The following is an 8,415-nucleotide window of genomic DNA, read 5'->3' as shown; positions in this document are numbered from 1 at the left end:
CCCCCGTCGCCCCGATCGCCCCCGAGGACGCCATGAGCAGCACGACCGGCCCCACCAGCGGAAGCAGCACCGGCAGCACGACCCTCATCACCAACATCGCCAGTCTGGTCACCAACGACCCCTCCCTGGGTGACGGCTCCCCCCTCGGTCTGATCCAGGACGCGGCCGTCGTCATCGACGGCGACCGCATCGCGTGGACCGGTGAATCAAGAGAAGCACCCGCCACTGACAACCGGGTCGACGCCGGTGGCCGCGCGGTGATCCCCGGCTTCGTCGACTCCCACTCGCACCTCGTCTTCGCGGGCGACCGCACCCAGGAGTTCAACGCCCGCATGTCCGGCCGCTCCTACAGCGCCGGCGGCATCCGCACGACCGTCGCCGCCACCCGGGCCGCGAGCGACGAGGAACTGGAGCGCAACCTCACCCGCTACCTCCACGAGGCCCTCCGCCAGGGCACGACCACGTTCGAGACGAAGTCCGGCTACGGGCTGACGGTCGAGGACGAGGCGCGGGCCCTGCGCATCGCCTCCGCGCACACCGACGAGGTCACCTACCTCGGCGCGCACATCGTCTCCCCGGACCACGCCGACGACCCCGACGGGCCCGCGGAGTACGTCGCGCTCGTCACAGGCGAGATGCTCGACGCCTGTGCCCCGTACGCCCGGTGGATCGACGTCTTCTGCGAGAAGGGCGCCTTCGACGGGGACCAGGCCCGCGCGATCCTCACCGCGGGAAAGGCGAAGGGCCTGCACCCGCGCATCCACGCCAACCAGCTCTCGTACGGCCCCGGCGTGCTGCTGGCCGTCGAACTCGACGCGGCCTCGGCGGACCACTGCACCCACCTGACGGACGCGGACGTGGACGCCCTCGCGAGCGGTGACACGGTGGCCACTCTCCTCCCCGGTGCCGAGTTCTCCACCCGCGCCGAATGGCCCGACGCCCGCCGCCTCCTCGACGCGGGCGTCACGGTCGCCCTCTCCACGGACTGCAACCCGGGCTCGTCCTTCACGTCGTCCGTGCCGTTCTGCATCGCGTTGGCGGTACGGGACATGGGGATGACACCCGACGAGGCGCTCTGGTCGGCGACGGCGGGCGGAGCGCGGGCCCTGCGCCGCACGGACGTCGGCCGCCTCACCCCCGGCGCCCACGCGGACCTCGCCCTCCTCGACGCCCCCAGCCACGTGCACCTGGCCTACCGACCGGGCGTACCGCTGGTCGGCCCGGTGTGGCGCCGGGGCGTACGGGTGGCCTGACCCGCCGGGGCACCCCGGGCCGTGCCCGTGCCCGGGGTACGAGGACGCGGCCGGGCGGGTGAGGTCAGGCAGGCCCCGCGCCCGCCCGCCACCGCTGCTCCGTGCGGCCCGTGTCCGGGGCCAGGTCCAGGCCGTCGTCGCCGGACGGCGTCAGCGCGTGGTCCGGGGCGACGGCCGGGCGGAGCACGCCGGAGGCGGTCACCGCGAACCGCAGGTTCGCTCCGTTGCTGCCGTCGAGCGAGTCGCACTCCCAGACGCCCACGCCGTCGTCGGTCGCGCCGCGGCTGTCCAGGCAGAAGTCGGGGTCCGCGTACGACTGCAGGGCGCCCCGGTCGGTGTCGACGCGCCAGCGCTGGGTGCGGGCCGAGGTACAGGGGGCCGTGACGACGTCCGTGCCCTTCTCCAGGTGGGCGTCCGCGGTGTCCAGGCAGCGGCCCGTGTCGCGGTTGACCACCTGGGCGTAGCCGTGTCCGGGAGGCGGCGGGGGAGGGGCGGGCTTCGTACGGGACGGGCTCGGTGACGCCGGCCTCGAAGGGCTCGGGCTCCTCGTCGGCTTCGGCGGACCGGTCGTGCCGGCCGTGGCGGAGGGGGACGGCGCCGTGGGCACCGTGGCCGTCACCGTGACCGGCGGACGCACCGGGGGTCTCGTGCCGGCCGCCCCCTGAGGGCGTGAGCCGTCCGAGGTGGCGAGGAGGATCAGCAGAGGGGCGAGGGCGACTCCGAGAGCCGCCGAGGCCAGCACGAAGCGGCGGGACGGCGGCCAGGTGACCGGCACCGCCCGGGGCCGCGACGCGGCGGACGGGTGCGCGCGAGAGCGGCCCGCACCGGCCGTGCCCGCCATGGCGTAGGCCGTGCCGCCCCACGGCAGCAGACCCTCGGCCAGCGCCGTGCGACGGTCGTCCCGCAGCGCGGAGAGCTGCCCGTACGCGAGGGCGCAGTGCCCGCACTCGGCCATGTGGGCGCGCAGGTCCGCGCTGTGGCGGGGGCTGTCGGGATGGACCGACTCCTCGATCAGCCGGCGGAAGTCCTGGCAGCGCGGGTCACCGGAGGCGGCGAGGTGGGACTGCAGGAAGGTCGTGCGCAACGCCTGGAAGGCCGGCTCCGTCCCGTACGTCACGTCCTCGCGGGTGACGCCCAGCGCTCCGGCCGTCTCGTCCTCGGGCTCCCGCTCGACGATCCCGTACCAGAGGAGGCCCTGGACCCGGGCGGGCAGCGACCGGAACGCGTCGAGCATCGGCGGGAGCGGGCCGCCGGGGTGGCTCTCGCGCAGCCGCGCGAGCAGTCCGGGGTCGAGCCCGCCCGACCGCTCGTCCCCGGCCCACGCGACGGCCACCCGCCCGGCCAGCAGCAGGAGTTGGTGCCGCCAGGGCCCGCGGGGGTCGACGCCGCGCACGGTCTCCTGGGCGGCGAGGGTGAAGGCGTGGGCGGTCAGTTCCCGGGCGGCCGCGTCACCGGTGGTGCACAGCCGGGCGTACGCGAGGACCGCGGGCCGGTGGCGTGCGCGCAGTTCCCGCAGCGCCGCGTAGCCGGTCGAGGCGTCGCCGCGCAGCAGTTCGGTCAGGCGTGCGTCGGACGCCCCCGTGTGCACGCCGCCCCCGGTCCCGCCGTCGCCGCCGGCCCCTCGGCCCTCACCCCGAGCCATGCGTCCGCCTCTCCTGCGCCCTGTGCCGTCACGTGCGGGCTCCTGACGTACCAGCCAGTTTGCCGGGTGACCATAGTGAGGGAAGGCAACCAGCGGGGAAAGGGGGTTGCCGCCGGTAACCCGAGGCGGTCCCGTGGGCGGACCGGGGGTGAATCAAGGGGCCGGGAGGCCAGGGGCGGCAAGCGGCCGACGGGCGAAACGCGCGGGGCCGAACCGGACAGTCCGGTTCGGCCCCGCGTATGCACCCGCGTTCGTGTGCGACGAAGGTGTCACTCCTCGACGGTCAGTCCCCTGCGCAGTCGCACCAGCGTCCGCGACAGCAGCCGCGACACGTGCATCTGCGAGATGCCGAGCTCGTCACCGATCTCCGACTGGGTCATGTTGGCGACGAAACGCAGAGACAGGATCTGCCGGTCGCGCTGCGGAAGTCCGGCGATCAGCGGCTTCAGCGACTCGACGTACTCGATGCCCTCGATGCCGTGGTCCTCGTAGCCGATGCGGTCCGCCAGCGCGCCCTCGGAGTCGTCCTCCTCGGGCTGGGCGTCCAGCGAGCTGGCCGTGTAGGCGTTGGACGCCGCCATGCCCTCGACGACCTCGTCGTTCGACAGCCCCAGACGCTCCGCCAGCTCTCCCACCGTCGGAGCGCGGTCCAGCTGCTGTGCGAGTTCGTCGCCGGCCTTGGCCAGGTCGAGACGGAGTTCCTGAAGACGGCGCGGCACGCGCACCGACCACGACGTGTCGCGGAAGAAGCGCTTGATCTCGCCGACGATGGTCGGCATCGCGAAGGTCGGGAACTCGACGCCACGGCTGAGCTCGAAGCGGTCGATCGCCTTGATCAGGCCGATGGTGCCGACCTGGATGATGTCCTCCATCGGCTCACTGCGCGAGCGGAACCGGGAGGCGGCGAACTTCACCAGGGCGAGGTTCAGTTCGACCAGGGTGTTACGGACGTACGAGTACTCGTACGTCCCTTCCTCCAGCGACTCGAGCCGCTCGAAGAGGGTCTTGGACAGGGCCCTCGCGTCCACCGGTCCCACCTCGGCGAAGGGGGGTATCTCCGGAAGACCGGCGAGGCCGGGGTTCTCGTCGGCGGACTCGTCCGCCAGTTGTTCCGGAGGGCGCGTCGACGTCGCCCTCTGGGTCTGCGATGCGTCGAGCCGGGGTGACATGATGTCCTCCATCGTTCTCGGCATATGGCTGCCGATGCCAATACGTGCACTGCGGTGTGCGGCGCCTCCAAAGCCGGCCGTGTCGAAAACTGTCTCTACTAGCCCTACCCGCTTTTGTGACTCTCTCGCAAGTGAGATTCACGGTGAAATGTCCGTTTCTTGGCGGTTGTTCGGGTGTCAGAGTGTGCAGGGAAGGCGTAGGGTTCGGGGGCGTCAGTCAACAACGTCAAAAAGCAATCACGACGGTCGGAAGAGAGAGACGGCATGGACCGCGGGACGGTCGGCAGCGCACAGTCGGGCCGGCTTCTGGTCGAGGTGCGGGAAGAGGGCACTAGTGCCGTCATCACCCCGGCGGGTGAGCTGGATCACCATACGGCGGACCTTCTGCGCGAACCGGTCGAGGACTGCCTCGACCGAGGGTTCGCGCGACTCGTCGTGGACTGTTCACGGCTGGAGTTCTGTGACTCCACCGGACTGAACGTCCTGCTCGGTGCCCGGCTTCGGGCCGAGGCGGCGGGCGGCGGGGTCCATCTGGCGGGAATGCTGCCGGTGGTGGCCCGGGTCTTCGAGATCACCGGGGCGGAGGCCGTCTTCACCGTGCACGACACGCTCGAGGCGGCGCTGGCCGACAAGAGCGGAGCCGACGGCGCCGAGGCGGGTGAACCCGGGGCCTCGGAGCCCGGGGCCGACCCGTCCGGGTCCGCGCGGCCCGCCGCCGACTCCGGTGACTAGTCGACTCGGAGCGGTGCACTGCGGCACAGTTATGCCTCGGTTGCCTCTGTGTGATCAACGCGTTATCAGAGTCACGACATCCGTGGCGAATAAGTGGGTGTTCTGACGGTTCGGTCGGGCAGGAGACATTCTGAATATGTCAACAGACCGAACGGCGAGCACGCGGCGGACCGGGCCGACTCCTGATCCGGAGTGTCCCGAACCTTCCGTGTGTGCGGAATGTGCTGAGAACTGAGTCTTGAATCGTGAACTGGTGAATCGGTGAGGTGAAGCGCTGATGAGCACCACCCGGCCTTGTTCGCCGGGCGACCGCGGCCCGGAACCGGGCGACGGCGGCGCTTCCGGGACGCCTCCGGGCGGTACACCCGCCGGGCGTCGGGCCCGCCGGCTGAACTTCGACGGCGAGAGCGGTGTCGTCCCGATGGCCCGTGACTTCGCGCGGCAGGCGCTGTACGAGTGGGGCTGGCTGCCCGCGGCCTCCGCCGACCAGCGGGCGGCGGCGGAGGACGTACTGCTGGTCGTCTCCGAACTGGTCACCAACGCCTGCCTGCACGCGGAGGGCCCGGACGAACTCCGGATCGCCTACGACAAGAAGGTGCTCCGGGTGGAGGTCTCCGACCGGGGCACGGGCCAGCCCGCCCCGCGGACCCCGCACAGAGCCGGCCGCCCCGGTGGTCACGGCATGTTCATCGTGCAGCGGCTGTGCCTGGACTGGGGCGTGATCCGCACGGCCGGGGTCGCCGGCAAGACCGTCTGGGCGGAGCTCGGAGCACCCGCGTAACACCCTCGGGACGCGCACTCCGACCCTCATCTCGGGTTACCCGCGGTTCGAACCCTTCTTCGCACATCACTCGATGCGCGTCGGATCCCCACGGATCCGGCGCGCATTTTGTCTTCCCTCGGCAAGGCCCCGGGCGTACCTTGACGGCCGATCTGATGTTCCGTCAGGAACTGTGTCGCGAACGTCTTCAGGAACGCCTTCAGGAATGAGGGGACCGTGTCATACCGGACGTACCAGAAACGAACCGCCGCGCTCGCGTCCGCCGCGGCCCTGGCCGGCTCGGCGGTGCTGATGGCCGCCCCCGCAGCCAGGGCCGACGTGGTGGACGTCAACTACCAGTGCAAGACCCCCATCGGTGACAAGTCCGCCGTCTCGCCCATCGACATCAAGGGCGTCAAGAGCGGCAGCGGCTACCAGCTCACCATGACCTTCCAGAAAGGCGTCTCGTCCAGCCCCGTGGAACTGGGCAAGGGCGCGATGAACCCGAGCGCTGTCATCACGCTCGGCGGCGCCGACAGCGGCACCGTGTCGGTCAAGGGCCCCGCCAACCCGGAAGCGGTTCCCGCCAACACCCCCATCAAGATCACCGACCTGACCGGGACGTACACCCCGAAGAAGACCGGCAAGGTCACCTTCACGCCGGGCGTGCTGACCATCAAGGCCCTCGGTACGACGACCACGTGCACGCCCAGCAACAGCCCGAAGGCCTCGCTGACCCTGGACGTCACGGCGGCCGGCGGTGGCTCCACGGGCGGCTCCACGGGTGGCTCCTCGCAGGACGCCCCGGCGGGCGGCGAGGAACTCCCGCAGACCGGCCCCGAGGACTCCGCGATCGCACTCGGCACCCTCGGCGGCACGGTGCTGCTGGCCGGCGCGGCCGGCGTGCTGTGGCTCACCAGGAGGAACCAGGCCCGCCACTGAGCCTCCCGGCCCGCACACCGGCAGGCCGACCACCGCCCCTCGGCACGGCTCCCCACAGCCGGAGGCCCGGGGGCGCCAGCGCACCGCCCCTACCGCTTCGGAGCCGCCGATGCCGTTCGTCGTCCGTGCCCTCTGCCTCGCCTCCGTGACCGCGCTCGGCGTCGCCCCGGTCTCCGCCGCCGCCGACGACTGGTCCGTCGCGCCCTCGGCAGGCGGCCGGGACGGGCGGCCGTACTTCTACGCGGAAGGCGCGCCGGGCACGGTCCTCCAGGACAAGGTGTCCGTGCTGAACCCGGGCGGGCAGCCGCTGACGGTACGGCTCCGGGGCGCCGACGCCGACAACGCAGGGAGGGGCGCGCTCTCCGTACGGGCGAAGGCGAAGGACACCGGGGCCTGGATCACGTTCGCCGACCGGACGGTGCGGATCCCGGCGCGGACCCGCGCGGACGTGCCCTTCACCGTGAGCGTGCCGGCGGGCACCACACCCGGCGACCACCCCGGCGCGATCCTCGCGAGCGCCGGGGGCCGGACCGCGGCCGTACGTGTCCACCTGAGGGTCGGCGGACCGGCCCTCTCGGCGCTCACCGTCGAGCACGTGAAGGTCCGCGACGGCCGGATCTCCTACGAGCTGGTCAACCGCGGCACCACCGTGCTGGCCCCGAAGCTCGCCGTACGCGCCGAGGGCCTGTTCGGAGAGGTGCTCGACCGGGCCCCGCGCGCCCTGCCCCTCGAACTGCTCCCCGGCCGCCGCGTCGCACTCGACGAACCCTGGCCCGACCCGCCCGCCCTCGACGGGGTCGACGTCGAACTGGCGGTCACGGCGGCGGGCGGGGCGCGGGCCGAGGCGGAGGCCAGGGCGTGGTTCGTGCCGTGGACGGCGGTGGCGGGCGCGGCGTCCGGGCTCGTGGTGTGCGCGGGCAGCGCCCACTGGTCCGTACGGCGTCGGAGGCGGTCCCGGCAGGCCGGGCGCACCGGACAGCCGCACAGGGAAGCCGAGTTGACGGGAGCGGTGACGTGAGCGGCAAGGTACGTGTCCCGGCGGTCCTGGTGGTGCTAGCGCTCGCCCTGTTCCCGCTGGTGGGGACGACCGCCTCGGCGGCGGACAAACCGGCGGTCGAGCTGTCCAGATCCCAGGCGGGGACCGGCGGTTCGATCACTGTGAACGGCACCGGATGGCGGGCGAACGCCCTGCTGATGATGCTGATCTGCGGCCGGTCCTCGACCGACCGGGGCGTGATCGGCGGCACCAACTCCTGTGCCAACGCGGACGGGCGGGCCGTCACCGCCGACGCCAAGGGCAGGTTCAGCAAAAAGCTGCCGGTCTCCGAACCGCCCGTGCCGTGCCCCTGCGTGGTGCACGTCGCGACGGTCACCGGGGAGAAGGCGGAGGCGGACGCCGCGTTCCTGGTCGCGGGACACGACGTCGAGCCGCTGCCGAAACAGGACAGCGGCGGGCGGCTCTCGGTGCTCACCGACACCCGGCTCGACGGGTCGGGCGGACTGCTCACCTGGTTCGGCGCGCCACCGTCCCGCACACTCGTCTTCACCGTCGGCAACGTCGGTACGGCCCCCGTGAAGGACCCGGTCTTCCAGGTCGGCACCTCCCACGGCGTGTTCGCCCCGCAGTGGGAGGAACAGCAGTGGCGCGGCACCATCGGGCCCGGCAAGAAGGCACGCATCAGCCTGCCGGTCGAGCTGACCGCCGGTGCGCACGGCGACTACACGGTCTCGCTCAAGTTCGGCGGCAAGGTGCTCGCCGAGCAGCCGTGGGGCGTGGGCCGCCCCTGGGGCGTGACGCTCTTCTGGATCCTGGTCTGTGCCGTCGTACCGGCCGCCCTGTTCCGGATCGGCATGGCCGTGGTGGACCGGATCAGGCCGCGCGGGCCCGCCGGCCGTGTCAGGCGCTTCGGCGCCGGC

General features: G+C 72.4%; 8 protein-coding genes. 6 read left to right on the top strand and 2 right to left on the bottom strand.

Going from position 1 to position 8,415, the window contains the following annotated elements; translation table 11 throughout:
- The first annotated feature begins 32 nt into the window (after positions 1–32).
- Positions 33–1,253: an imidazolonepropionase gene (gene hutI / locus KUF83_RS16415; RefSeq protein WP_254643947.1), complete on the top strand. Its 1,221-nt coding sequence runs from the start codon at positions 33–35 to the stop codon at positions 1,251–1,253.
- A 64-nt stretch (positions 1,254–1,317) separates the two neighbouring features.
- On the opposite strand, the gene KUF83_RS16410 is transcribed toward hutI, so the two are convergent.
- Both KUF83_RS16410 and KUF83_RS16405 read right to left on the bottom strand, forming a co-directional pair.
- Positions 1,318–2,895, bottom strand: a complete 1,578-nt coding sequence (locus KUF83_RS16410) for a ricin-type beta-trefoil lectin domain protein (RefSeq protein ID WP_217455435.1) — start codon at positions 2,893–2,895, stop codon at positions 1,318–1,320.
- 269 nt (positions 2,896–3,164) lie between these two features.
- Positions 3,165–4,076, bottom strand: coding sequence for an RNA polymerase sigma factor SigF (locus tag KUF83_RS16405; protein ID WP_217455434.1), 912 nt, complete (start codon positions 4,074–4,076; stop codon positions 3,165–3,167).
- Between the two features lie 252 nt (positions 4,077–4,328).
- Here KUF83_RS16405 and KUF83_RS16400 point away from each other — a divergent pair, with 252 nt between their 5' ends.
- The 5 genes from KUF83_RS16400 to KUF83_RS16380 all read left to right on the top strand — a co-directional run.
- The gene (locus KUF83_RS16400) at positions 4,329–4,796 is read left to right on the top strand and encodes an STAS domain-containing protein (protein ID WP_254643944.1); all 468 of its coding nucleotides are present in this window, start codon (positions 4,329–4,331) and stop codon (positions 4,794–4,796) included.
- A gap of 277 nt (positions 4,797–5,073) precedes the next feature.
- Positions 5,074–5,577 (top strand): ATP-binding protein, encoded by a 504-nt coding sequence (locus KUF83_RS16395; RefSeq protein WP_217455433.1) that lies wholly within the window; start codon positions 5,074–5,076, stop codon positions 5,575–5,577.
- 216 nt (positions 5,578–5,793) lie between these two features.
- Positions 5,794–6,498, top strand: a complete 705-nt coding sequence (locus tag KUF83_RS16390) for an LPXTG cell wall anchor domain-containing protein (RefSeq protein WP_217455432.1) — start codon at positions 5,794–5,796, stop codon at positions 6,496–6,498.
- Between the two features lie 109 nt (positions 6,499–6,607).
- Positions 6,608–7,516, top strand: coding sequence for a DUF916 domain-containing protein (locus KUF83_RS16385; protein ID WP_217455431.1), 909 nt, complete (start codon positions 6,608–6,610; stop codon positions 7,514–7,516).
- On the top strand, positions 7,513–8,415 hold a 903-nt coding region (locus KUF83_RS16380; protein ID WP_217455430.1), incomplete at its 3' end, for a hypothetical protein. The genes KUF83_RS16385 and KUF83_RS16380, both read left to right, overlap by 4 nt.

Origin of the sequence: Streptomyces sp. BV286, assembly GCF_019090165.1 — a bacterium.
Lineage (GTDB): Bacteria > Actinomycetota > Actinomycetes > Streptomycetales > Streptomycetaceae > Streptomyces.
Note: the sequence above shows the minus strand (reverse complement) of the source record. Positions and strands in the feature narration are given on the sequence as shown.